Source organism: Desulfovibrio fairfieldensis (genome assembly GCF_001553605.1).
GTDB classification, from domain to species: domain Bacteria; phylum Desulfobacterota; class Desulfovibrionia; order Desulfovibrionales; family Desulfovibrionaceae; genus Desulfovibrio; species Desulfovibrio fairfieldensis.
Genome location: NZ_CP014229.1, coordinates 2,985,763 through 3,009,738 on the forward strand (window position 1 = coordinate 2,985,763; position 23,976 = coordinate 3,009,738).

The window sequence follows — 23,976 nt, forward strand, 5'->3', positions numbered from 1 at the left end:
TCGGCCCGTAACCGGAGCAAAAAACGCCGTGTAACGCCGCCAGCGGCAAAAAGGCTCAGCCGCTAGTTGCTTCGCCCGTACATGCGAACATAGACAAGGGCCGCCGTGCGGTACACGAAATGCCCCAACTTGGACCAGGGCAAATAGGCGAAGAGCATCCAGACAAAGACCAGATGCAGATAATAGACCACAAAGGCCGGCTTGATGGCGTCCGCCAGGCGGAAGCACTGGGAAAGCACGCCGGTCACGGCCACCAGCCAGATGATCCCCAGCAGGTACCAGTCATAGAAGCTGGAGCCCTGGTATTCGGGGTTCAGGCGCAGGCGGCGCACCGTGAGAATGGCCAGGCCCGCGAGCAGCATGAGCGCGCCGATGTTGGCCAGAATCTTGACCGGGAAGGTCAGGGGCATGGGCGTCTCGATCTTGATCATGGGAATGATCTTGCCGCCCCAGTGGCCCACGGCCACGATGGCGGTGACGCAAGCCAGGATGACGAAGCTCCAGACCAGGACGGCGTGGCCGTACTTGCGGTTGGGCGTGTCCACGCCGGTGGCCGGGCCGTCCTCGCAGTCGTTGAACTTGCGGTGGGTAATGACCTCATCCCAGAGCACGTCCCAGAGGTGCCAGACCCAGCACTTGGTTTTGCCGATGACCGTCATGCGGCCCTCGGGCTTGAACATGGCCCAGAGTTTCATCACCCCGCGCAGCAGGATGAAGCAGGCCCCGAAGAAGGTGATCATGAAGATGGGGTCGATGGTATAGTCGCCGTAGAAGATCTGGCCGAAGACGATGCGGCCGTCAGCGGCGCGCGGAAACCACTCGCCGTTGTTGTACCCGGCGCGAATCCACCAGACGATGAGCCAGAGCGCCGCCGGAATGGCGAAGAGAATGGGCAGGCCCGAGGCTTTGCTCATCCACTTGCCCACGATGGAGGGCGCGGTAAGGTCCTTGTAGATCACGTTGCGGGCCGCGGCCATCATGTCCGCGGGCTTGGCGCCGCGCGGGCAGAGATCCGAGCAGTTGCCGCAGTTGTGACAGAGCCAGAGGTCCACGTCGGCGCGCAGTTTGTCCCTGAGGCCCCAGGAAGCCCAGACCATTTCCTTGCGCGGATAGGGCGCGTTGGCCGGAGCGAGCGGGCAGGCCACGGAACAGGTGGCGCACTGGAAGCACTTTTTGAGGGATTCGCCCCCCGCTTCCGTGAGCTCCCGGGTAAACTCAAGATCCGGTTTAAGCGTACATTGTGCCATTGCTGCCATCCTCCTACATGCCCTTGAACGGGTTGGGGCCCATAGCCGAAATGCGGGCCACGAAGCCGTCGATCAGATCGGGCACCTTGTCATATTCGTCAATGGCCACTTCCAGCTGATCCACGCGCTCGGGCTGCACGCCCAGACGGTTGAGCGTCTCGGCGATGTTTTCCTTGCGGCGGTTGCAGATTTCGGAGCCTTTCACAAAGTGGCACTGGTAATCGTCGCCGTATTTGCAGCCCAGCAGCATCACGCCGTCAAAGCCCTTGCTCATGGCGTCGGACACCCAGATGGCGTTGACCGAACCCAGGCAGCGCACCGGGATGATGCGACAGTAGGGGCTCCAGCTCTTGCGGCGCATACCGGCCATGTCCAGGGCCGGATAGGCGTCGTTTTCACAGGCCAGGATCAGGATGCGCGGGCCTTCTTTCTTGAAGTCCTTGGGCACCTGAACCTCGCGGATCATAGAGCCGATCTGGTCGATATTGTAGTTGGCAAAGGAAATCACGCGCTCGGGGCAGGCGCCGAAGCAGGTGCCGCAGCGGCGGCAACGGGCCGGATTGGGCTTGGGCGTGCCTTTTTCGTCGTCGTCCAGGGCGCCGAAGGGGCATTCCTCGGTGCAGCGCTTGCACTGGGTGCAGCGCACGAAGTTGAACACCGGGTAGGAGCGGTCGCCGGAACGCGGGTGCACGGACACGCCGTGCTCGGCCGCTTCAATGCACTGTATGGCCTTGAGCACGGCGCCCCTGGCGTCTTCCTCGCAGGCGTCCATGGTCAGGGGCTGACGCACGCAGCCCGCCGCGTAGACGCCGGTACGCCGGGTCTCGTAGGGGAAGCAGATGTAGTTGGAGTCCGCGAAACCGTCAAAAAGCTCCAGGTCCGGGAAATCCGGGCCCTGGCGGTAGGCGAACCGCACGGTCACGTCCTTGGCCGTGGTGGGCACCAGGCCCGTGGGCAGAACCACCAGGTCCACGTCCAGGTCGAAATCCATGCCCAGCAGGGTGTTTTTGCAGGCCACCACCATGCGGTCGCCGTGATCCCGGATTTCGGTCACGTCGGCCTTGGTCATCATCACGCCCAGGCGGTCCTGCATCTTCTTGTAGAAGCGCTCCAGAATGCCGGGCACGGTCATGTCTTTGTAGAGAATAAAGGCCTGGGTGGCGTCGTCGGTCTTTTCACAAATGGTGTTGGCCAGCCGCAGCATGCCCACGCTGTTCACCGCGTTGGAGTACTGCAGATGCTTGACGCTCTCCAGGTCTTCCTTGACAAAGGGCTTTTCCCCGCCCTCTTCCCCCGCGGGAGCGGGCTTGGCGGCCTCCGCTTCGGCCGGAGCCTCGGGGGCTTCCTCGGCGGCCTTGCGCACGGCCTCCTCGGCCAGGGTCGTGTCCAGCACAAAGGCGATGCGCCGGGCCGTCACTTCGCCGGCCACCAGCATTTTGCCGAACTGGGCAGCATGCACCACCTTGGGGCTCACGCCCAGGCCCATGGGGGCCAGATATTTTTCATCCAGGGGCACCCAGCCGCTCGCCAGGACCACAGCGCCCACTTCCACGCTCACCGGGCCCCCGGCCGTGGCGATGACGGCCGTGAATTCACCGGGCTGGCCTTCCAGCTTTTCCATGCGTGCATTGAGATGCACCGTGATCTTGTCGTCAGCCGTGACCTTTTCGATCTTGGCCGCCAGATTGGTGGGCTGCTTGTCGGTCCACAGCGGTCCCAGGGGCGAGGCGGTGGGAATGTTGTTGACCGCGCCGCCCAGCTTTTCGGCCTTTTCCACCAGCACCACTTCATAGCCGGTGGCCGCCGCCTCGGCCGCAGCCGTGAGGCCGGTCCAGCCGCCGCCGATGACCAGGATGCGGGCCACGCCCGGAATGGCCGCGGAGTCCGGCACCTCGCTCTTCTGCAGTTTGACCACGCCCATGTTCACATAGTCGCGGGCCATGAGGGTCAGCAGTTCCGGCGCGCCCTCGGCGCTGTCCACCGGGCTGTTGTCCGGATTCTTATAGGCCAGCACGCACTGCTCGCGCAGGTTCACATGCTCCACCTGCACGGGGAAACGGTACAGGTCTCCGTCCACGCGCGGCGAAGCGCCGCAAAGCAGCACGCCGTCCAGGCCCTGGGCCTCGATATCGGCCTTGACTTCGTCCACCGCCTCGGCCAGCAGGGGAACGACCTTGACCACGGGAGTCAGGTCGCCCCACTTGTCGCGCGTTTGGGCGGCCAGGGCCTCCACGTCGAGGCCTCCGCCGATGTTCTGCAGGTCAAAATAGACGCCAATTTTACCGGCCATGCCGCCTACCTCCCTTTCACCGTTTGCACCGCCTTCAGGGCGGCGGCTGTGCCGGACTGCGCCGAGCGCGTCACATCCAGGGGCATGCGCGCGCAACCGGCCGCGAAAATGCCGGCCTCCTCGCCGCCTGCAATGAAGCCGTCTTCATCCAGGGGCAGGGGCAGCGGCGGATTTTCGCCGGCCAGCGAGGGCTGCATGCCTGTGGCCAGCACCACGAGATCATAGTCCAGGGTGAGTTTTTCGCCGCGCACGGCGTCTTCCACCGTGACGCGCACCTTGTCGCCGTCAGCCTGGACAGCGTCGGCCACCTTGCCCTTGACGAAACGCACGTTGGGCAGGGCCTTGACCTTTTCCAGAACGTTGACGTAGCGGCCGGGGGCGCGCAAATCAATGTAATAGACGGTGATCAGGGTATCCGGGTTCTGTTCGGCGATGTACAGGCATTGCTTGAGCGAAGCCATACAGCAGATATAGGAACAGTAATTCAGATGGTTCTGGTCACGCGAGCCCGCGCACTGCACAAAGGCCACGGTGTGGGGGGCCCGGCCGTCCGAAGGACGGACGATGCGGCCGCCCGTGGGGCCGAAAGCCGAAGCCAGACGCTCCATCTGCATGTTGGAAATGCAGTTTTTCACCGAACCCGCGCCCAGATTGGTCAGACGGGTCACGTCATAGGGCTTCCAGCCCGTGGCCACCACGATGGCGCCCACGTTCAGCTCAATCTCGTGCTCTTTTTCCGTAAGATTAAGAAATTTATTGCCCGCCACCCGCGCCGCGTCGGACTTGGACAGGGTGGAGGGATCCAGCACATAGCGGCCGGGGAAGGCGAAGGGCATGGCTTTATACAAGCCCTTGCGCTTGGAAAGGCCCAGATCGAATTCGCTGGGAGTTTCGCCTTCCAGGCTGGAGGCCAGCAGGCTGAAGTCCACGTTGTGGGGCGCGGTGCGGCGCGGGCTCAGGCGGACCCGCACGCTGTAGTCGCCCTTGCGGCCCGTGAGCCCCGTGACTTCGGCCATGGTCAGGCATTTGATGCGCGGGTTTTTCCTGATGCGCTGGAACTGGATTTCCAAGCCGCAGGAGGGGGGACAGAGTTTGGGGAAATATTTGTTGAGCTGAGCCACGCGGCCGCCGAGCCAGGGCGACTTTTCGACGATATAGACGTCGTGGCCCAGTTCCGCCGCTTCAATGGCGGCTGTGAGGCCTGAAAAGCCGCCGCCCACGACGAGAATGGCATTGGACATCCTGGATATCCTCCTGCGTTGTTGCATAGCGGCTGAAGAAGGAAGACCGGCCTCCCGCCGCGGGAAAAAAGAGGGCGGACCACAAAGGGCCAACCCTGACAGATGGCCGGCTCCGCCTGAACGGACCGGGCCGCAAGAACTGCTCGCGCATCCTTGCCGCGAGATGGGTGCCGAAGGTTGCCCTCCGCCAGGCAGACATCTCAAGCCTGAACCGTTCTCAGGAGCCCGCGCGACCGCCGGAAACGGCATACCGTTTCTTGACGGCCCCACGCGCCGGATCGCCGGCGCCGCCGGCAACGGGGGCGGCCCGAGGGCCGCCCCCTGATGGTCAATGCCGCCGACTAGTCGGGGATGATCTGGTAGTAGGGCTTCTTGAAGATCTTGGTCTCGCCGGTGGCGGGATCGTACTTGGAGTTCACGAAGCACTTCCACTTGCTGTCGTCCAGCCCCATGAAGTCGGCACGATAGTAGAAGCCGGGATAACGGGATTCCTCACGGAAGGCGATGTGCTGCATGTGCAGACGCACGGTCCAGAGGCGATGGTAGTTTTCCCAGCAGCGCAACAGTTCGTGCAGGTCGCGGGCGGCCAGCTTCTGGGAGTCTTCTTCCATCATGGCCAGCAGGTTGAAGCCCGTGTCGAGCAGCGCCTGGGAGGTGGTGTAGTAGGTGGCCACGCCGCCGCCGTATTCATCGGTGCACTTGATGAGGCGCATCATGAAGTTCTTGGGCGTGATGTAGTTCGGGTTCACCACGGGATCCGTGGAAATGGCTTTGCCTTCCACGAAGTTATAGTACGGACGATAGATCAGCTTGCGCAGTTCGTCGGCCGATTCCTTGATTTCAGGATTGAAGTCCTTGTGGTCCAGGCACCAGCGAACCATCTGCTTGCCGGCGATACGGCCTTCGGCGTGCGAGCCGGAGGAGAACTTGTGGCCGGAAGCGCCCACGCCGTCGGCGCAGGTGAACAGGCCTTCCACGGTGGTCATGCGGTTGTAGACCTTGCCGTTGGAGGCTTTGACCTTGTAGTCCTCGGGCACCCAGGCTTCGTCCGGACCGGACACCCAGATACCGCAGCAGCCGGAGTGCGAACCGAGCAGATAGGGCTCGGTGGGCATGATCTCGGAGCCGCGTTCCTCGGGGGCGGTGTTGGTGCAGGCCCACAGGTTGGCCTGGCCCACGCACATGTCGAGGAAGTCTTCCCAAGCTTCGGACTCAAGGTCCTTCTGCTCTTCTTCGTTCAGGCTGGCGAAGGTGTTCAGCAGGGCGGTCTTGGTGTCCATGTAGATGGGGCCGCGGCCTTCGCGCATTTCGCGCAGCATCATGTGGTTGCGCAGGCAGGTGGGGATGACGTTGCCCTTGGCGTAGCCGCGGTCCTCGTAGGGCTTCAGCATGGCCTTGTTGGTCGCGCAGTAGTCTTCGCCCTTGGAGTTGGTGGCCTTGGCCTTGAACAGCAGGAACCAGGCGCCCACCGGGCCGTAACCGTCCTTGAAACGGGCGGGCACGAAGCGGTTTTCCATCATGGTCATCTCAGCGCCGACCTGAGCGCACATGGTGTAGGTGGAACCGGCGTTCCACACGGGATACCAGGCGCGGCCCATGCCTTCACCGGTGGAGCGGGGGCGGTACACGTTCACCGCGCCGCCGGCGGCCACCATAACGGTGTTGGCTTTGAAGATGTGCACCTCGTTGGCGCGCAGGTTGAAGCCCACGGCGCCCGCGATGCGGTTGGGGGTGTTTTTGTCGAGCAGCAGCTTCACGATGAAGATGCGTTCCATGATCCGGTCTTCGCCCAAGGCGTTCTTGGCCGCTTCGGCCACGATGCACTTGTAGGACTCACCGTTGATCATGATCTGCCAGCGGCCGGAACGCACGGGCTTGTCGCCCTTGCGCAGGGACTTGCCGGCGGCCTTGGCGGCGGCGCCGTTCAGGTTGTGGCCGTCGTCGCCTTTGATCCAGCAGGGAAGACCCCAGTCTTCGAACAGATGCACGGAGTCGTCCACATGCCGGCCCACGTCGAAGATCAGGTCTTCGCGGACCAGGCCCATAAGGTCGGTGCGGACCATGCGCACATAGTCGTCGGCGCTGTTTTCGCCCAGGTAGGTGTTGATGGCGGAAAGACCCTGCGCCACGGCGCCGGAGCGTTCCAGCGCGGCTTTGTCGCAGAGCATGATTTTCAGGCCATGTTTGTCACCCCAACGCACAGCTTCGTAAGCGACGCCGCAAGCGCCCATGCCGCCGCCCACAATGAGCAGGTCAACCGCATGTTCTTTCACTTCGGGTTCGCTGATGGCTACGCCCTTGGTCGCTTCCTTAACGGGAATCATCGGCATAATTGTTTCTCCTTATCGCACTAGCGGTTGAAACGGCTTAACGACCGTGTTCCATGCAGGTGAAGACCTTGTCGGCGTCGGACACGTCGAACTTCTTGCCCAGGGCTTCCTTCGGAGCGGCCAGAGCCTGCTCGGTGAACAGCAGTTCATCTTCCAGGTTGGCGCCTTCGGGATGGCCTTCAAAGGGCTTGATGGAGCCTTCAGGCGTGGTGCGAATGGGGAACTTGAAGCGTTTCACGCTGCCGTTGCGGAACTTGACCGTCCACATGATGGAGTCGGCCGAACGCATGGGGATACAGGTGCCGCCCATGGGCGCGAAGTCCGCGTAAGGGCGGGCCGTGATGGCGCCCTGCGGGCAGATCTTCACGCAGGAATAGCATTCCCAGCAAGCGTCGGGTTCCTGGTTGTAGGCCTTCATTTCCTCGGGGTCGAGGATCATCAGGTCGTTGGGGCAAATGTACATGCAGGCCGTCTTTTCGCCACCCTTGCAGCCGTCGCATTTGGACGGATCGACAAACGTCGGCATACGTATCCTCCAACTCTTAAAAGTGTTACAAAACATCCCGCCAAGCCCTCGGCGAGGCGTGCGCGATCCCTTGCCGGCACGCCAGGTCAGTCGCGCGCCTCGAAAATTATGGGGGCGCATGGCTTGCGCATTTAGTAACAAGCGAGCGCTGTTCGCGTCAAGCCCCTTTTGCAAAATTTCGCGGGTTCTTCACAATGCCCTCCCCCGTAAAGCCAGTAAAACCAATGCCTGGAGCATATTCGGAAAAAGAGGCCGCGTAAAGCCCCCTTGCCGTTTTTTCCCGGCCGGGCGCCCGGGACAGGCCCGAAAACGCCTCCGGCGGCCGCCGCGCGCCCTTGCCAGCGGACGCGTTTCGGGCTAACAGGCTTGCGCAGACAAAAATCAACCCCCGCCGCACGCATTTCCCGCAGAGGACCGAGCATGACCGAGCAAGCCCACGACACCCGCCCCCGCCGCCCGTTGCGCGAGGTGGTCGGCGACATTGACCGCGACATCCTGCGCCTGCTGCTGCGCCGCCACAACCTACTGGCGCGCATGCACAACAGCAAGGGTTTTCTGGACCCAGCCGAGGAAAAGGCCCTGCGCGAATCCTGGGAGGCCGCCGTCTCCCGAGTGAGCCGCGACGCCCGCCTTTCCGGCCGTTTCTTTTCATTGATGCAGGAAGTGGAATTTCTGCCCCGGCCCAACATCAGCCAGGACCGTGAGGCGGGCGAAGCCGGCCAGGACGCCGGGGCGGAACGCCGCCCGGCCTTCAACCTGGCTCCGCCCCTCAGACCCGTGCGCTTGAGCATGCCCGCGCCCCTGGCCTGCCGGGCCACGCGCGCCTGGCTCATGTTGGCCGCGGCTTCGGGCCGGCCCCTGCGCATTGAACCCGGCCTGATGAACGACCCCATCGTGGACTGCGTGAAGGCGCTCAATCAGCTCGGCGCCGCCCTGACCCGCGAAGAGGACGGCGTGACCGCCCGCGAGGCCGCGCCCCTGGGCGCGCCGGACAAGGTGCTGCACGTGGGCGACAGCGCCTGGAATTTCTTCCTGCTGCTGGGCCATTATCTGGGCCGCCCCTCGCGGGCCAAGTTCACCGGCGAAACGAGCCTCAAACTGGCGGATTTTTCCGCCGTGCGGCATTTTCTTCCGCAGATGGGCGCGCGCCTCGTGCATGTGGTGCCCAAGAGCGACGGCCTGCCCGCGCGCCTGGAGTGCTCGGGCATTCTGCCGGATGCCGTGAGCCTGCCCGCCGACGTTCCGGCGGAGCTGGCCGAGGGCATCCTGCTGGCCGCGCCCTTTTATGAACGCGCCCTGACCTTGGATCTGGCCGCCCATCCGCAGCGGAAGCTGATTCTGGCCCGCGTGCTGCCCATTTTGCGCGCCGCCGGAGCGGATTTCAGCCTGACGGAAAGCCGCGTGCGCGTGGCGCCCGGCCCCCTGCGCCTGCCCGCGCGGCCCCAATTGCCCCTGGAGCCGGAGCTGGCCGTATTTCTGCTGGCCCTGCCCCTGGTGCTTTCCGGCGAAACCCGCCTGGACGGCGACTGGCCGCAATGGCCGGGCGCGCAGGCAGCCTGGGAGCTTCTCCGGGCGCTGGGCCTGGATCTGCGCCTTGATTCGCGCCCCGGCCAACCCGACGAAAACAGGTCGGACAGCGCGGTGCGCGCCAAAGCCGACGCAACGCTGAAACGCGCCTGTCTCGCGGATCTGCCCGCCGAGCTTCTGACCGAGCTGCCGCCGGACTGGGCGCCCCTGCCCGTGGCCCTGGCCGCCTGCGCGGCCCTGCGCGGCGGCGAGGCGAGCCTGCCCGAGCTGCCCGGCGCGGACATGAGCGAAGTAACCAGTTTCCTCCACGCCGTGGGTCTGGAGCGGAATGCCGAAGGCCGATTGTGCAAAACAGAACAAGCGGCCTCCCAACTGAACGCCGCATCAGCCTGGAACGCCCCCTCGCCGGTCTGGGCCCTGGCCCTGGCCCTGACCGCCTGCGCGCGCGATACGCGCGGCCAGGGCTTCCGCCTGGGCAATCCCGGCGTCATGACCGGCCTGTACCCGGCCTTCTGGGCTCTGTACAACGCCCTGCCCGAACCGGCGGCCAAACGCCCTGTCAGCGGTGAAACGCCGACGGCTCCCGCACGGCGGCGGATCATCACCTCGGCCGTGGCCGTGCCGCCGGAGCTGCCCGAAGAATAGGACAGCGTTGCTTTGCCCCGGCGGCCACGCCGCCTCCGGTCGCTTCCTTGCACGTGGGCTCCACTGAGTGAATTGCTCCAACCACAGAGCCCCGCCTGCTTGTGCAGGCGGGGCTCTGTGCATAAAGGCATGGACGCGGCGTTTATTCCTGAGTAAAACGATAAAGCCGCACGGCCAGGGGCTGAAGGTTGTCCTTGCCCATGGCCGAGACCACAAAGGCGTAGTCCCTGCTCTGGCCCGCCGGAGGGCAGGGGCCGCGGTAATGGCGGGTCAGGCCGCCCTCGGGGATGACGCCCGAGCCGTCGTTATCCCAGGAACCGCCGCCGAAAAAGCGTTCTTCATCGCCATACTCCACCAGACGCACGTCAAAAGTCTGCGTGCCGTCCGGCGCGTTGGCGACGAGGATTTCCGGGGAGATGCGCGAGCAACGGTGCAGATCGCGCAGAGTGACGGTAATGGTCATATCGGCCTGTTCGTCCTCCGCATTCTTGGCGGCGCAGGCGGACAGAAGCAGGGCGGCGAAAAGCGCGGGCACAATGAGCCGCGCCGTTTTGGCGAACACAGTCAGACGCATTCAGAGCCTCCAATGGAGATTGCTTTCTCTAGCTCAGCAAAGCTATAACCAATAGTCATGGCGAAGACAACAACCATCAGGAGTCGTTTATGTCAGTTCTTGCCGACAGCGTGACCGGATACCTGGGCAACGCTTCATGGATCCGCCGCATGTTCGAAGCCGGCGGCCAGCTCAAGGCGCGCTTCGGCGCGGAAAATGTCTACGATTTCAGCCTGGGCAATCCCGACCTGCCCGCCCCTTCCGCCGTGGCTGAAGGGCTGCGCGATTTCGCCGAGCACGCGGGCGAGCCCTTTGCCTTCGGCTATATGCCCAACGGCGGCTTTCCCTGGCTGCGCGAAAAGCTGGCCGCCCACCTCAGCGCCGAGCAGGGCGTCAAGCTCGCGGCCGACGACGTGTTGCTGAGCTGCGGCGCTGCGGGCGGGTTGAACGCCTTTCTGCGCGCCGTGATCAATCCCGGCGAGGAAATGATCAGCTTTGCCCCCTACTTTGTGGAATACGGCTTCTACGTCGCCAACCACGGCGGCACGTTCAAGGCCGTCATGAGCCAGAAGGACACCTTCGCCCCGGACCTCAAGGCCCTGGAGGCGGCCATCAGCGAAAAGACGCGGGTGGTGCTGATCAATTCCCCGCACAATCCCACGGGCGTGATCTACAGCCGCAAGGACCTCACGGCCCTGGCAAGCCTGCTGGAAAACAAGAGCCAGGAATACGGGCGGCCCATCTGGCTGGTGGCCGACGAGCCCTACCGCTTTCTGGCCTATGACGGCGCGGAAGTGCCTTCGGTGCTGCCCCTCTACCCCTATGCCGTGTGCATCAGCTCTTTTTCCAAAAACCTCTCCCTGCCCGGCGAGCGCGTGGGCTATGTGGCCCTTTCGCCCCGGTTGCGGGAAAAAGCCGAGCTCATGGCCGGCCTGACCCTGACCAACCGCATTCTGGGCTTTGTCAATCCGCCGGTCATCGGCCAGCACATCATGGCCAAGGCCTTGGGCAGCCAGGTGGATCTTTCCGTCTACGCGGCCCGGCGCAAAGCCATGGCCGAAGTGCTGCGCGACGCGGGCTATAAATTCCAGATGCCCGCTGGCGCGTTCTATTTCTTCCCCAAAGCGCCGGGCGGCGACGACGTGGCTTTTGTGAACAGGCTGCTGGAAGAGCGCGTGCTGGCCGTGCCCGGCTCGGGCTTCGGCTGCCCCGGCCACTTCCGCCTGGCCTTCTGCGTGGACGAAAGCGTGATCCGCAAGGCCGCCGACGGCTTCGCCAAAGCCCGCGAGGCCATCCAGTAAAAGGAGACACGGCATTATGACCCGGCATCCGCATTCACTTCCCGCCGTCACCGGCCATGCCGGGAACCGCATTCCGGCGGCTCTCGGGCTGTTGCCGGGCGTGCTGGCCTGCATCCTGTTCTGCGTCCTGCTCTGGGCCGCGCCCGCCGCCCAGGCCAAGGACGTCAGCGTGCAGGAGGCGGCGGCCCTGCTGCGGTCCCCGCCCGAGGGGCTGCTGGTTCTGGACGTGCGCACGCCAGGCGAATTCCGGCAGGGGCATCTGACCGGCGCGCGCAACCTGGACTTCTTCGGCGGCCGCTTTGATCTGGATGTGGCGGCCCTGCCCAAGGACAGGCCCGTGCTGCTTTACTGCCGCACGGGGCAGCGTTCCGCCGGAGCCCAAGAGGCACTGGAACAGGCAGGGATCAGAAACATCCTGCATATGAACCAGGGCATTGAGGCCTGGGAGAAGGCCGGGCTGCCCCTGGAAAAATAAGCAATAGTTTAGAGCAGGTAACACTGAAATGCCCTAGGGCCTGTTAACGCTATGCCTTTTTGCCCTCCTGCCGCGTCAGATTTCACCTGCTTTTTCGGTCGAGTACCAGAAGAGTACACTCCCTCAAAGCAGGTTTATCTTCCTTGCAGGCGAACAAAAATTCTATAGTGTTAACAGACCCTAGGCTCAGCCTTCATTAAAACGCCGTCCGCGAAAAGCTGCATTTTTTCGGGCAGCAAGGCGCAAAGGAGAAATTGGGCGAAGCCGTATTGAACATACCGCGAGGTCAATTTCTTTTTTGCAACGCAGCCGCACGGAAAAAGGCGGCTTTGCAGCAGGCGCTTTTAATGAGGGCTGAGCCTGATTTGCCGTTGGCATGAATACTGCTTCTCTTGGGGGCGGAGAGGAAGATTTTTCCTCTTCGCCCGCTTTTTTTCGGAGGCGCATGTGAACTCGGCACTGTACATCGGAGCCACCGGCATGAAGGGCATGAGCCAGGGCATGCAGGTGACTACCAATAATCTGGCCAATGTCAGCACCATCGGCTACAAGCAGCAGAATACCCTTTTTTCCGATATGCTCTCCACGAGCCAGGGCGGTACGGGTGACTGGTGGAACGCCCAGGAGAATTCGCGCGTGGCCCTGGGCCAGACCGGCAAGGGCGTGCAGGTGGACGCGGTGCGCACCATTTTTCAGCAGGGCGCTCTGGAGTCCACCAATACTGTCACGGACATGGCCATCAACGGCAAGGGTTTCTTCCAGGTCAGCGACGGCGCGAATCTCTACTACACCCGCGCGGGCGACTTCCGCCCGGACAACGAGGGCGTGTGGCGCACCCCCACGGGCCTGGCCCTCAACGGCTACCAGTATAACACGGACGGCAGCCTGGGCGGCCTGCAGGAAGTCAAGATCGACAGGTTCGGCACCATGCCCGCCAAGAGCACGGCCCGGGTGGATCTGACCCTCAATCTGAATTCGAATCAAAATAAGACCGAGGATGCCGACAATCCCTATTTCGGGCTGCTGGGGCTTTATAACGCGGCGGGCAAGCCCCCCCTTTCCTCCGACTCCTACGCCTATTCCCAGGCCATGACGCTCTACGACGCCGACGGCAACGCGCGCACGGTCACGGCCTATTTCGACGGCACGCCCGACAGCACGGCGGGTTCCATGATTGAATTCGTCATTGCCGCCGGAGCGGCCGCGGGCAAGACCGATGCGGACGGCAACCCCATTCAGCCTTCGGAGGGCGACGGCCTGCTGATGAGCGGCGTTCTGCAGTTCGACGCCTCGGGCCGCCTGACCGGCATGTCCGCCTTCACGCCCTCCGCGGAAGGCAGCAAGAATCTTGCGGACTGGCAGCCCGCCCAGTTGGAAGGCGGCCTGCCCCAGCTCAATCTGGACGGCGCGGCCATGACCGTGAATTTCGGCATCAGCGCCGCCGGAGGCTGGCAGAACGCTCCGGCCTCGGCGGCGGAGGTCGGCACGGACCAGAGCAAGCTGCCCTCCATGGGCGCGGGCGCCGTGCGCGCCGAAGGCGCCACCACGGCCTACAACAGCTCCTCGCCCACAGGCGGCTACAAGCAGGACGGCTATGCCGAGGGCACGCTGAGCACCATCGGCATCACGCCCGACGGAACAGTGGTGGGCCGGTATTCCAACGGCCAGGGCCAGAACCTCTGGCAGATCCCGGTCTGCCGCTTCACCAGCGAGGACGGCCTGCGCCGCGAGGGCAGCAATCTTTTCTCGGCCACTGAGGAAGCCGGGCAGATGGAAATGGGCGTGGCCGGAACGGAAAATTACGGCACCGTGAACGCCTATAACGTCGAAAATTCCAATGTGGACATGGCTACGGAAATGGTCAACATGATCATCACCCAGCGCGGCTTCCAGTCCAACAGCAAAGTGGTGACCACGGCGGACCAGATGCTTCAGAAGGCCATGGAACTGAAGCGTTAGAGCATTCCGACTTTGAAAAAGTTGGAATGCGGGGCGGCGAGTAAACCGGGCCGCCCGCCGCAACGCGGCGTGGATTCAGCCGAAGACCGCGTTCTTCGGCTGAATGAACTTTTGAAACGCTGCACGTTTCAAAGGCAATCTGCCCTAATCCGCGCCGGAACCCCTCCGGGCGGCAGATTCTGCCGCCCATCCCTGCCCACGGGGACCGCATTCTTGCCCGGCGGACCGGGATAGGCTATTCTGACGTGGCGGCGGCGTGCGTTTACGCGGCCCGCTTGTCCGTCACCGTCATCCCCGAGCCTCCCATGTCCGACATACCCCCCTTTCTTCCCTCGCAGCTCTACGGCGTGATCGGCTGGCCCCTGGCCCAGAGCCTTTCCCCGCTGCTGCACAACAGTGGTTTTCAGGCGCTGGGCATTCCGGCCGTTTATCTGCGCTGGGAAGTGCCGCCGGAACGCCTGGCCGCTTTTGTGGACAGCGTGCGCCTGCTGGGCATCCGGGGCTGTTCGGTGACCATTCCGCACAAAATGGCCCTGCTGCCCCTGCTGGACCGGGTCAGCGAGCAGGCGGAGCTGGCCGGGGCGGCCAACACCGTTTATTGGGACGGCGAAGACCTCTGCGGTGAAAATACCGACGTGAGCGGCTTTCTGGCCCCGCTGGCGGCCGTGCCCCTGGAAAACATGGACGCGCTCCTGCTGGGCGCGGGCGGCGCGGCCCACGCCGTGGCCGCCGGGCTGCGTCTGCGCCGTTGCCGCAAGGTCTTTGCGGCAACGCCCTCCAACCGCAGACACCTGTCCCTGGCCGAGCGCTTCGGCTTTACGCCCGTGCCCTGGGAGCAGCGCCACGATGTGCCAGCTAGCCTGATCATCAACGCCACGCCTCTGGGCATGCGCGGCAAATATGAGGAAGAAAGCCCCTATGATTTCAGCCTGGCCGCGCCCGGCCATGTCGCATCCGCGACAGACGCGGCGGCCGGAAACACCTACGGTGGGGACGGCGGCGCGGGCCTGGCCTACGACATCGTCTACAACCCGCTGGAAACCCGCTTTCTGCGCGAAGCGCGGCAGGCCGGGCGGCGTTGCGTCACGGGCCTGGAAATGTTCTTCGGCCAGGGCGACGCCCAGTTCCGGCTCTGGACCGGCAGGCCCCTGCCCGCCACCTCCCGGCAGGATCTGGAAGCCGCCCTGTATGGTATATAGCCAAGGTACACGTATCGAAATACCTACCATGGTCAATTGCTGTTATCAAATTCATCCAGGCAATTAACAGCACCTACCGGCAGGCTCTGGAAACCGCCCTGTACGGCGCACACTGACATCTTTCAGAGAAGAGAACGGAAATACTCCCATGAAAATTCTGATTCTGCACGGCGTCAACCTGAACATGTTCGGCAAGCGCGACCCGGCCCACTACGGCACGGCCACCCTGGCGGACATCAACGCCGCCCTGGCGGATCTGGGCAAGGAGCTGGGCGTGGAGCTGGAAACCTTCCAGACCAACCACGAGGGGGAGATGGTGGAACGCATCCACCGCGTCCCCGGCGAGGGCATCCGGGCCGTGGTCATCAACGCCGGCGCCTGGACCCACTACAGTTACGCCATTGCGGACGCGCTCGCCATTCTCGACATGCCCGTGGTGGAAGTGCATATGTCCAATGTACATGCGCGTGAAGCCTTCCGCCACGAGTCCGTACTTTCGACGGTCAGCGCGGGCAGCATCGCCGGTTTCGGCGTGCAGAGCTATCTTCTGGGACTGCGCGCGGCCTGGAACTTGATCCAAAATACGCGTGATACCAGGAGGTTGTGAAAGAAAAGATTTTATATTTGACTTTTCCCGGCCAGCACCTAGATTTTTACTATCTTCTCCTGTAGATACCAAAAAAATTTGGCTTTCATCCGCCCCTGTCCTTCAGCCTCTAACCAGAGAGTTGTCATGAACGACGCCATCAACCTGAGCCGGATGCGCGACGCCGCCTTTACGGCGGAAGTGGAGGCGCAAAGCGGCCAAAACGTTTCTACCTGCTACCAGTGCGGCAACTGCACCGCCGGCTGCCCGGCAGGCTTTGTCTACGACCGGCAGGTCAATCAGATCATGCGCGGCGTGCAGCTCGGCCTGAAAGATGAGGTGCTCAATTCGCGCTCTATCTGGTTGTGCCTGTCCTGTTCCACCTGTTCCCTGCGCTGCCCCAACAATATCGATGTGGCGGCGGTCATGGAGACCCTGCGGCACATGGCCCGCAAAGAGGGCCGGGTGGCCGTGCCCAAGGTGGAAAAGTTCTGGTTCTCCTTTCTCGATACCGTGCGCGCCTTCGGCCGCACCTACGAGATCGGCACCATGGCGCTGTACATGATGCGCTCCATGCGCCTGTTCACCGACCTGGATCTCGCGCCCGAGGCGCTGAAAAAGAAAAAGCTGGGCTTCAAACCCCACGCCATCCCCGGCGGCGGGGCCGACGCCGTGGCCCGGATCATGCAGCGCTATAAGGAGCGCGCCAAACGCGAGGGGGTGCGGCCATGAAATTTTCCTACTATCCCGGCTGTTCGGCCAAAGGCTCCTCGGCGGATTATGAAAAATCCACCCAGGCCGTATGCGCGGCTCTGGGCATGTATCTTGAGGAACTGCCCGGCTGGAACTGCTGTGGTTCCACCCCGGCCCACGCCGTGGACACCGAGCTTTCCGCGGCCCTCTGCGTCCGCAATCTGGACATCGCGGCCCGCGAGCAGGCCGAAACCGTGCTGACGCCCTGCCCCAGCTGCCTGTCCAATCTGCGCCACGCGGCCAAGCGCATGGAAAATCCCGAGTTCCGCGCGCGCGTGGACGAGCTGCTGGACAGCCCGGCGGCGGCGCAGTTTCCTCCGGTCACCTCGGTAATGCAGGGCATTGCCCAGGTTTACGACGCCGATGCCATTGCCGCCATGGTGAAAAAGAGCCTCAAGGGCGTCAAGCTGGCCGCCTATTACGGCTGCCTGATGAGCCGCCCGCCGGAAATCATGGACTTCGGGGACCCGGAAAATCCCACCCTCATGGAAAGCCTGCTTTCCGCCTGCGGCGCGGAAATGGTGGATTTTCCGCTCAAGACCGCCTGTTGCGGCGCGTCCTTCGGCATTCCCGAACGGGCCATGACCGCGCGCAATTCGGGCCGTATTCTGGAGCTGGCCACGCGGATGGGTGTGGACGCCGTTGTGGTGGCCTGTCCGCTCTGCCAGATGAACCTGGATCTGCGCCAGAAACAGGCCGCCAAGGAGGCCGACGCCTTCTTCCGCATGCCCGTGCTCTACTTCACCCAGATGATGGGCCTGGCCTTCGGCATCGCCCCCGAGCATCTCGGCCTTGAAAAACTCCGCGTCAGCGCCGACGATCTGCTGCGCAAAATTGACGGCGCGCAGGCCGGCGAAGGAGACAGATCATGAGAATAGGCGTCTTTATCTGCCATTGCGGCAGCAATATCGGCGGCACCGTGGACTGCGCCAAAGTAGCTGAAATCGCCCGCGGTTTTCCTGACGTGGTCTATGCCGACGATCCCATGTACACCTGCGCCGAGCCGGGCCAGGCCGCCATTGAGGCCGCCATCCACGAGCACAAGCTGGACGGCGTGGTGGTGGCCTCCTGTACGCCGCGCATGCACGAGCCCACCTTCCGCCGCACCGTGGAACGGGCCGGGCTCAACCGCTACATGTTCGAAATGGCCAACATCCGCGAGCACGTCTCCTGGATCGGCAAGGACAAGGAAGCCAACACCAACAAGGCCGCCGAGCTGGTGCTCCTGGCCGTGGAAAAGTTGCGCAACGACAAGCCCCTGCAGGCCAAATCCTTCGACGTGACCAAGAAGGTGCTGGTCATCGGCGGCGGCGTGGCGGGCATCCAGGCCGCCCTGGACTGCGCCGACGGCGGCGTGCCGGTGATTCTGGTGGAACGCGAAGCCACCATCGGCGGCAAAATGGCCAAGCTGGACAAGACCTTCCCCACTGTGGACTGCTCGGCCTGCATTCTGGGCCCCAAGATGGTGGACGTGGCCCAGCATCCCAACATCACCCTCTACGCCTACTCGGAAGTGGAGGACATCTCGGGCTATGTGGGCAACTTCACGGTGAAGATCCGCAAGAAGGCCGCCTACGTGGACTGGAGCAAATGCACGGGCTGCGGGGCCTGCACTGAAAAATGCCCCAGCAAGAAGACGCCCGACGCCTTCAATGAATTTACCGGCCCCACCACGGCCATCACCATCGCCTTCCCGCAGGCCATTCCCAAAAAGGCGGTCATCAACGCCGCGCACTGCCGCCAGTTCGTCAAGGGCAAGTGCGGCGTCTGCGCCAAGGTCTGCCCCACCGGGGCCATCCAATACGACATGCAGGACGAGATAGTCACCGAGGAAGTGGGCTCCATCGTGGCGGCCACGGGTTACGATCTCATGGACTGGACCGTGTACGAGGAATACGGCGGCGGCAGATATCCCGACGTGATCACCTCGCTGCAGTACGAGCGCCTCTTGTCCGCCTCCGGCCCCACGGGCGGCCACATCCTGCGCCCCTCGGACGGCCGCGAACCGCAGAAGGTGGTCTTCATCCAGTGCGTGGGCTCGCGCGACAAATCCATCGGGCGGCCCTACTGCTCGGGTTTCTGCTGCATGTACACGGCCAAGCAGGCCGTGCTGACCAAGGACCACATCCCCAATTCCCAGTCCTACGTCTTTTACATGGACATCCGCGCGCCGGGCAAGATGTACGACGAATTCACCCGCCGGGCCATGGAGGAATACGGGACGGAGTACATCCGGGGCCGCGTTTCGAGCATCTACCCCGACGGCAACGGCCAGTACGTGGTCATGGGCGTGGACACCCTGCTGGGCGAGCCCGTGGAGATCAAGGCCGACCTGGTGGTCCTGGCCGTGGGCATCGAAGCCAGCAAGGGCTCGCCCCAGCTGGCCGAGAAGCTGCGCATCTCCTACGACCACTACGGCTTCTTCATGGAAAGCCATGTGAAGCTCAAGCCCGTGGAAACCAATACCGCCGGCGTGTTCCTGGCGGGCGTCTGCCAGGGAGCCAAGGACATTCCGGCCTCCGTGGCCCAGGGCTCGGCGGCGGCGGCAAAGGTGCTGGCGCTCTTCGCCCGCGACAAGCTGGAGAGCGACCCGCAGATCGCCCAGGTGGACATCCGCCGTTGCGTGGACTGCGGCAAATGCATCCGCTGCTGCCCCTTCGGGGCCATCAAGGAAGTGGAAATCCGCGGCGAGCAGAAGGCCCAGGTCATTGAGACCGTCTGCCAGGGCTGCGGTCTGTGCACGGCCACCTGCCCGCAGGGCGCCATCCAGCTCTCCCACGCCACCGACAACCAGATTCTTGCGGAGGTGAACGCGCTATGCCAGTGCTGAACGGCAAAGAACTGCGGATTGTGGGTTTTCTCTGCAACTGGTGCTCCTACGGCGGCGCCGACACGGCGGGCGTGGCCCGCGCCGGGCAGCCCACGGACCTCAGAATCATCCGCGTGCCCTGTTCGGGCCGCATCGACCCGCTCTTCATCGTCAAGGCCCTGCTCAACGGCGCGGACGGCGTGCTGGTTTCCGGCTGCCACCCGCGTGACTGCCACTACGCCGCGGGCAACTTCTACGCCCGCCGCCGTCTGGAAGTGCTCAAACAGTTTCTGCCCGTGCTGGGCATTGACGAGCGGCGCTTCGAGTACACCTGGGTTTCGGCCTCCGAAGGCCAGCGCTGGCAGCAGGTGGTCACGGTCTTTACCGACCGCATCCACAAGCTGGGCCCCGCGCCCCGCCTGGAGGACGCCGAGCCCCTGCTGAAGATCGCGGATATGGCCCTGACCTCGTTGCGCCCCCTGGGCACCGCTCAGAACGCCGCCCTGAACCAGCTCAAGGAAGCCATCAAGGCCAAGCTGCCGGAACTGGACTGCGTCATCGGCTGGCAGCAGGGCTATGACGGCGCGCATACCGTGCCCCTGTTCATGAAGACCCCGGAAGACGTGGACAAACTGGTCTGGGGGCCTTTCAACGTCAATAACCCGGCCGTCTACCTGCCCTCCTTCAAGGGCAAGAAGGTGGGCATCGTGGTCAAGGGCTGCGATTCGCGCTCGGTGGTGGAACTGTTGCAGGAAAACCTGATCAGACGCGAGGACGTGACCATTTTCGCACTGCCCTGCGAGGGCACGCTGGATATGGCCCGCGTCAACCAAAAGCTGGGCCGCTACACGAAGATCGACAAGGTGGCCTACGACGAGGCCGGGGTGACCATCACGGCCGACGGCAAGGAACACCGTTTCTGCATGACCGACTTCGCCCAGGGCAAATGCTACGGCTGCACCACGCCCATGGCTGTGCTGGCCGACACGAGCGCGGGCGAGCCGGTCAAGGTGGAGCCCGGCGCGTACACTCCGCCGGAGCTGGCCCTGCTGGATTCCATGAGCCTTGAGGAGCGCATGGCCTTCTGGCGCGGCCAGATGGAGCGCTGCCTGCGCTGCTACGCCTGCCGCAATGCCTGTCCCATGTGCGTGTGCCGCGACTTCTGCGTTTCCGACAGCCGCGACCCGCACTGGATGAGCCAGGAGGACAGCACGCGCGAAAAACTCTTTTTCCAGACCATCCACGCCCTGCACTTGGCCGGGCGCTGCACGGGCTGCGGCGAATGCCAGCGGGCCTGCCCGGTGGGCATCCCGATCCTGGCCCTGCGCCAGCAGATCGCCCGCGCCGTCAGCCGGCTCTTCGACGACTACAAGGCCGGCCTTGACCCCGCCGCCGTGCCGCCGCTGCTGGGCTATGAGCTGGAAGAAAAGAACATTCATGAGAGGGACTGGAAATGAGCACTACCCGCTTTGTCACATCCGACGGCCTGCCCGCCCTTCTGGCCTTCCTCTCGCAAAACGGCCGCCGCGTGCTGGTGCCGGTGGAAAAACCGGCCAACAAGCGCTCCGTGGTCTACGAGCCCTGGAGCCGGGGCATGCCCTTCACCCTGGAAAAGGCCACCGTGCCGCCCAAGGCGGCGGTGCTGCCCCAGTGTGAAACCCTGGTGAGCTATAAAAAAAGCAAAGACCCGGAAAATCCCGAGCGCGTGACCATGAGCCTGGACGACAGCATTGAGGCCCAGCCCACGGTGGTCTTCGCCTGCCGCCCCTGCGACGCGCGCGGTTTTTCCGTGCTGGACCGGCCCTACCTGCAAGGTCCTTTTGCCGATCCCTATTACAAGGCCCGGCGCGAGGCGCTCACGGTGGTCACCATCACCTGCGCCTCCGGCTGCAATACCTGTTTCTGCCACTGGGTGGGCGGCGGTCCTTCCTCCCCCGAGGGGTCGGATGTGCTGATGACCGAGATTGAAGGCGGCTACGTGCTTCAGGCCGTGACGCCCAAGGGCGAGGAACTGCTGGCCGCCTCGGATCTGCCCGACGGCGCGGAACAGTTCCCCCTGGCCGAGGCCGCGCGCAAAGCCGCCTGGGCCACCTTGGAGCCCGCGCCCAATATCAAGGGCGCGCCGGAAAAATTGGCGGCCCTGTTCACCGATACGGAGTTCTGGCAGAGCCAGACCGACCGCTGCCTGTCCTGTGGGGCCTGCACCTACTTCTGCCCCACCTGCTATTGCTTCAGCATCACGGACGAAGGCGAAGGCCTGAGCGAAAAGGGCGGACGCCGCCTGCGCAGCTGGGACAACTGCATGTCCTCGCTGTTCACCCGCGAGGCCAGCGGCCACAACCCGCGCATGCTCAAAGCCTTTCGCATGCGCAACCGCGTGTCGCACAAGTTCTCCACCTATCCTGAAAACTGGGGGGCATTCTCCTGCAACGGCTGCGGCCGCTGCATCAGCAACTGCCCTGTTTGCCTGGACATCCGCGCCATAGTGCTCGCCGCGCTCAACGCAGACCAGGCTACCGCCGAGTAGAGGAGCTGACGCATGGCTACCAAGAAAACTTCCGGCAAAGCCAAAACCGCATCCAAGACGGCCGCCAAGGCCGCTCCCAAAACCGCGCCCAAGGAAGCTGCCAAGGCCGCCGCGCCCAAGAAAGACGCGCCCCCGAAGCCCCGGCCCGCCGAAGTGCCCGCGTCCGCCCGGCCGGTCTCTCCGGCCGTGCGCCCGGAGGCGGACCTTGTGGCGCATGAGGAGCACCCCCCTGTGGTGAGGGAAGAGGGCGAACTGGCCGTCAAGGAAAGCGCCGTCCCCGCCGTGGAAACGCCCGCCGAGGTCCCGGCTCCCGAAGCCGCCCCCGCGCCCAAGGCTGAGTCCAAGGCCAAGACGGCCCCCAAAACCGCCCCTAAAGCCCCCGCGGGCGGCAAGGGCATGCTGCGGGAGATCTCGCCCCGGCCCAAGCCCCAGGGCAATCCTTATAAACCCATGCCCGCCACCGTGGCCGAAGTCATCCAGGAAACCGGCAATATCAAGACCCTGCGCGTGGTCCTGGACGATCCCGAAGCCATGGAGTCCTTCACCCACGAGCCGGGCCAGGTAGGCCAACTCTCGGTGTTCGGCGCGGGCGAATCCACGTTCGTCATCAACTCCCCGCCGTCACGGAAGGATTATCTGCAATTCTCGGTCATGCAGGCCGGTGAAGTGACCGCCGCCATCCACCGCCTGTCGCCCGGCGACAAGGTGGGCGTGCGCGCCCCGCTGGGCAACTTCTTCCCCTACAACGACTGGAAGGGCAAGGACATCTTCTTCGTGGGCGGCGGCATCGGCATGGCACCCATCCGCACCATCATGCTGCATCTGCTGGAACACAAGGCGGACTACGGCAAGATCAGCCTGCTCTACGGCGCGCGCTCGCCCCGCGACATGGCCTTCAGCTATGAGCTGGAAGACTGGCTGCGGCGTCCCGACCTGGACTGCACCCTGTGCATCGACGCCCCCTTTGAAGGCTGGGAGCACAAGGTGGGCCTGATCCCCAATGTGCTTTTGGAACTGAATCCCGACCCGGCCAACTGCGTGGCCGTGCTCTGCGGGCCGCCGATCATGATCAAGTTCACGGTGCAGGCTCTGCAAAAGCTGAACTTCGCGCCGGAGAACATTGTCACCACCCTGGAAAAACGCATGAAATGCGGCATCGGCATCTGCGGGCGCTGCAATATCGGCGGCCGCTACGTCTGTGTGGACGGGCCGGTGTTTACCTGGAAGGAATTGCAGGAGCTGCCCCCGGAGCTTTAGGGAAACACGTCTGAAAAGCTGGCAACAGATCAAAAAATCCCATAGGTTTCACGTCTTCCCACGGCCGCCGGAGATTTTCCGGCGGCCGTTTTATATCGCCTGTTGACAGATGCGGGCTCGTGGGTAATGGAAGAAAAGTCACAACGTTCCATCCAAGGGAGAAAGAATGAAAAAACTGTTTATCCTCTGCTGCCTTATGCTGACCCTGCCCGCAGGAGCCCAGGCGGCGGACGAAAAAATCGACCCGTCCAATTTCATCTGCGCTGAACTGGTGGCCATTTCCAGCACGTCCGGCCAGCCGCCGCTGTTCGAAGGGCTGCAGATCGACGGCTATGCCGCCGCCGCGCAGGGCAAGGCCGTGGCCGATCCGGACATCATGGCTCCGCTGCTGGAGCAGGTCTATGCGGCCTGCCAGGCCAAGCCCACTGAAAAGGTGGTCACTCTCTGGCAGGAGGCCCGCAAGAACCAGCCTGTGGCAGCCGACGGCCCCTGGCGGGCGGACAAAACGACCTGCAAAGACTATAAGGCCAATGAAGACGACGGCAGCGGCTTTGTGATCTGGCTGGACGGCTACAACCGCCAGAAGAGCGGCAAGCCCGGCTCGGTGCTGGAAAGCGACGACACGCTCAAGGCGTATCTGGATGCCTGCTCCAAAAAGCCTGAGGCGCTGATGCTCGACGTCATGCGTGAAAGCGTCAAATAAATCCTTCCCAAGTCTGACCATGCCGAAGGCCGCGACCGCAGCGGGAGA

Annotated in this window: 19 protein-coding genes; 13 read left to right on the top strand and 6 right to left on the bottom strand. The window is 63.8% G+C overall.

The features are described 5' to 3' along the window. Window positions 1-62: 62 nt before the first annotated feature. From qmoC to aprB, 5 genes are all read right to left on the bottom strand, one after another. Window positions 63-1,247: a quinone-interacting membrane-bound oxidoreductase complex subunit QmoC gene (gene qmoC, locus AXF13_RS12595; protein ID WP_062253739.1), complete on the bottom strand. Its 1,185-nt coding sequence runs from the start codon at window positions 1,245-1,247 to the stop codon at window positions 63-65. 13 nt (window positions 1,248-1,260) lie between these two features. Continuing rightward, a complete protein-coding gene (locus AXF13_RS12600; RefSeq protein WP_062253741.1) occupies window positions 1,261-3,537 on the bottom strand; it encodes a hydrogenase iron-sulfur subunit in 2,277 nt (758 codons plus the stop codon). Window positions 3,538-3,542: 5 nt separating this feature from the next. Beyond that, a complete protein-coding gene (locus AXF13_RS12605; RefSeq protein ID WP_009302591.1) occupies window positions 3,543-4,778 on the bottom strand; it encodes a CoB--CoM heterodisulfide reductase iron-sulfur subunit A family protein in 1,236 nt (411 codons plus the stop codon). 341 nt (window positions 4,779-5,119) lie between these two features. Further along, window positions 5,120-7,108, bottom strand: a complete 1,989-nt coding sequence (aprA, locus tag AXF13_RS12610) for an adenylyl-sulfate reductase subunit alpha (RefSeq protein WP_062253743.1) — start codon at window positions 7,106-7,108, stop codon at window positions 5,120-5,122. Between the two features lie 37 nt (window positions 7,109-7,145). Continuing rightward, complete coding sequence (aprB, locus tag AXF13_RS12615; RefSeq protein WP_062253744.1) at window positions 7,146-7,634, bottom strand: adenylyl-sulfate reductase subunit beta; 489 nt, start codon at window positions 7,632-7,634, stop codon at window positions 7,146-7,148. A 420-nt stretch (window positions 7,635-8,054) separates the two neighbouring features. Between aprB and AXF13_RS12620 the strand changes: the two genes are divergently transcribed. Beyond that, window positions 8,055-9,806 (top strand): 3-phosphoshikimate 1-carboxyvinyltransferase, encoded by a 1,752-nt coding sequence (locus AXF13_RS12620; RefSeq protein WP_062253746.1) that lies wholly within the window; start codon window positions 8,055-8,057, stop codon window positions 9,804-9,806. Window positions 9,807-9,948: 142 nt separating this feature from the next. Here the strand turns inward: AXF13_RS12620 and AXF13_RS12625 are convergent, their stop codons facing one another. Continuing rightward, a complete protein-coding gene (locus tag AXF13_RS12625; RefSeq protein WP_062253748.1) occupies window positions 9,949-10,380 on the bottom strand; it encodes a YbhB/YbcL family Raf kinase inhibitor-like protein in 432 nt (143 codons plus the stop codon). Window positions 10,381-10,469: 89 nt separating this feature from the next. On the opposite strand from AXF13_RS12625, the gene AXF13_RS12630 reads away from it, so the two are divergent. The 12 genes from AXF13_RS12630 to AXF13_RS12685 all read left to right on the top strand — a co-directional run bounded on the left by AXF13_RS12630 (window position 10,470) and on the right by AXF13_RS12685 (window position 23,928). Continuing rightward, window positions 10,470-11,660 carry a pyridoxal phosphate-dependent aminotransferase gene (locus AXF13_RS12630; protein WP_062253750.1) on the top strand — a complete coding sequence of 397 codons (1,191 nt, stop codon included), beginning with the start codon at window positions 10,470-10,472 and terminating at the stop codon, window positions 11,658-11,660. 16 nt (window positions 11,661-11,676) lie between these two features. After that, on the top strand, window positions 11,677-12,135 hold the full coding sequence (locus tag AXF13_RS12635) for a rhodanese-like domain-containing protein (protein ID WP_062253753.1): 459 nt from the start codon (window positions 11,677-11,679) through the stop codon (window positions 12,133-12,135). Window positions 12,136-12,582: 447 nt separating this feature from the next. Further along, complete coding sequence (locus tag AXF13_RS12640) at window positions 12,583-14,094, top strand: flagellar hook protein FlgE (RefSeq protein ID WP_062253755.1); 1,512 nt, start codon at window positions 12,583-12,585, stop codon at window positions 14,092-14,094. A 305-nt stretch (window positions 14,095-14,399) separates the two neighbouring features. Beyond that, window positions 14,400-15,293 carry a shikimate dehydrogenase family protein gene (locus AXF13_RS12645; protein WP_062254898.1) on the top strand — a complete coding sequence of 298 codons (894 nt, stop codon included), beginning with the start codon at window positions 14,400-14,402 and terminating at the stop codon, window positions 15,291-15,293. A 148-nt stretch (window positions 15,294-15,441) separates the two neighbouring features. Then, window positions 15,442-15,900, top strand: coding sequence for a type II 3-dehydroquinate dehydratase (aroQ, locus tag AXF13_RS12650; protein ID WP_062253757.1), 459 nt, complete (start codon window positions 15,442-15,444; stop codon window positions 15,898-15,900). Window positions 15,901-16,026: 126 nt separating this feature from the next. Continuing rightward, window positions 16,027-16,611, top strand: a complete 585-nt coding sequence (locus AXF13_RS12655) for a 4Fe-4S dicluster domain-containing protein (protein WP_008683217.1) — start codon at window positions 16,027-16,029, stop codon at window positions 16,609-16,611. After that, window positions 16,608-17,504 carry a CoB--CoM heterodisulfide reductase iron-sulfur subunit B family protein gene (locus AXF13_RS12660; RefSeq protein ID WP_062253759.1) on the top strand — a complete coding sequence of 299 codons (897 nt, stop codon included), beginning with the start codon at window positions 16,608-16,610 and terminating at the stop codon, window positions 17,502-17,504. Before AXF13_RS12655 ends, AXF13_RS12660 begins: the two co-directional genes overlap by 4 nt. Further along, window positions 17,501-19,462: a CoB--CoM heterodisulfide reductase iron-sulfur subunit A family protein gene (locus tag AXF13_RS12665; protein WP_008683215.1), complete on the top strand. Its 1,962-nt coding sequence runs from the start codon at window positions 17,501-17,503 to the stop codon at window positions 19,460-19,462. The genes AXF13_RS12660 and AXF13_RS12665 overlap by 4 nt, the downstream gene beginning before the upstream one ends. Beyond that, window positions 19,450-20,898, top strand: coding sequence for a hydrogenase iron-sulfur subunit (locus tag AXF13_RS12670; protein ID WP_062253761.1), 1,449 nt, complete (start codon window positions 19,450-19,452; stop codon window positions 20,896-20,898). Before AXF13_RS12665 ends, AXF13_RS12670 begins: the two co-directional genes overlap by 13 nt. Further along, the gene (locus tag AXF13_RS12675) at window positions 20,895-21,968 is read left to right on the top strand and encodes a 4Fe-4S dicluster domain-containing protein (RefSeq protein WP_009302573.1); all 1,074 of its coding nucleotides are present in this window, start codon (window positions 20,895-20,897) and stop codon (window positions 21,966-21,968) included. Before AXF13_RS12670 ends, AXF13_RS12675 begins: the two co-directional genes overlap by 4 nt. A 396-nt stretch (window positions 21,969-22,364) precedes the next feature. Beyond that, window positions 22,365-23,225, top strand: a complete 861-nt coding sequence (locus AXF13_RS12680; protein WP_008683212.1) for an FAD/NAD(P)-binding protein — start codon at window positions 22,365-22,367, stop codon at window positions 23,223-23,225. A gap of 166 nt (window positions 23,226-23,391) precedes the next feature. Next, window positions 23,392-23,928 (top strand): HdeA/HdeB family chaperone, encoded by a 537-nt coding sequence (locus AXF13_RS12685; protein WP_062253763.1) that lies wholly within the window; start codon window positions 23,392-23,394, stop codon window positions 23,926-23,928. Window positions 23,929-23,976 lie beyond the last annotated feature (48 nt).